The 1,116-nt window shown below is 63.2% G+C and carries 1 protein-coding gene; it reads left to right on the forward strand.

Annotated features, from left to right (window positions below; all coding sequences use genetic code 11):
• On the forward strand, positions 1-1,116 hold a 1,116-nt coding region (locus AB0P23_RS25460; RefSeq protein WP_363799794.1), incomplete at both ends, for an acyltransferase domain-containing protein.

Genomic DNA, 1,116 nt, shown 5'->3' on the forward strand with positions numbered 1-1,116 from the left:
GCGCAGCAGAAGGTTGTGCGGGCTGCGTTGGGTGCTGCGGGTGTCGAGGGTTCCGATGTGGGGTATGTGGAGGCGCACGGGACGGGTACTGCGTTGGGTGATCCGATCGAGGTGCGTGCTCTTGCGTCTGTGTTGGGTTCCGGTCGGGCGGTGGACAAGCCGTTGATGGTGGGTTCGGTGAAGACGAACATCGGTCACCTGGAGGCTGCTGCTGGTATTGCTGGGTTGATCAAGACGGTGTTGGTTCTCGAGCGTGGGGTTGTTCCGCCGCATCGGAATCTGTCGGTGCTCAATCCACATGTCGATTGGGAGAACATTGCTGTCCGGGTGCCGACTCGGGTCACTCCGTGGGTTGGGGATGCACGTGTGGCGGGGGTGTCGTCGTTCGGTTTCGGGGGTACGAACGCGCATGCGATTTTGGGTTCTGCTCCGGTTGTGGAGTCCGAACCGTGCCGTGATCGTTCGGGTGTGGCAGTGGTGAAGTTGGCGGGCAACGGAGTCGAGGCTGTGCGTGCGAGTGCGCGCGGGTTGGTCGATTTCTTGAGTGCGAATCCTGATGTGACTCCTCAGCAGGTGGCATGGACTGCGAATACTGCACGTGCCGACTTGCCGGATCGTGCGGTGGTGTCGGGAGGATCGCGTGCGGAATTGATCTCGGGTTTGCGTTCGGTGGCGGACGGTGCAGTGGACGGGTCCGTTCTCGGGCCGGTGCGAGTGGCGGAGTCGGTGCCGCGGGTGGCGTTCGTGGTGCCGGGGCATGGTGCGCGTGTTGCCGGTATTTTCTCTGGGGTTCACGGTGTGGATCCGGTGGTGACGCAGGTGGTGGACGAGGTGGTGAGGATCTGTGGGTTTCCGTTGTCGGTGTTGTTGGACGGTGGGGATCGTTCGTCGGAATTGTTGACCGATACTGCAATCGCCCAGCCTGCGTTGTATGCCGTCGGGGTTGCGTTGGGTGCGTGGTGGCGGGCTCGGGGAGTCGAGCCCGCGGTGATTGTCGGGCACAGTGTCGGTGCTTATGCTGCTGCTGCGCTTGCTGGTGTGTTCACGGTTGCCGAGGGAGCCATGATCGTCGGCGAACGAGCCCGTCTGACTGCCGAACTCGCCGACACCGGCGCG

Origin of the sequence: Rhodococcus sp. NPDC077669 (genome assembly GCF_040686915.1) — a bacterium.
Taxonomy (GTDB): domain Bacteria; phylum Actinomycetota; class Actinomycetes; order Mycobacteriales; family Mycobacteriaceae; genus Rhodococcoides; species Rhodococcoides fascians.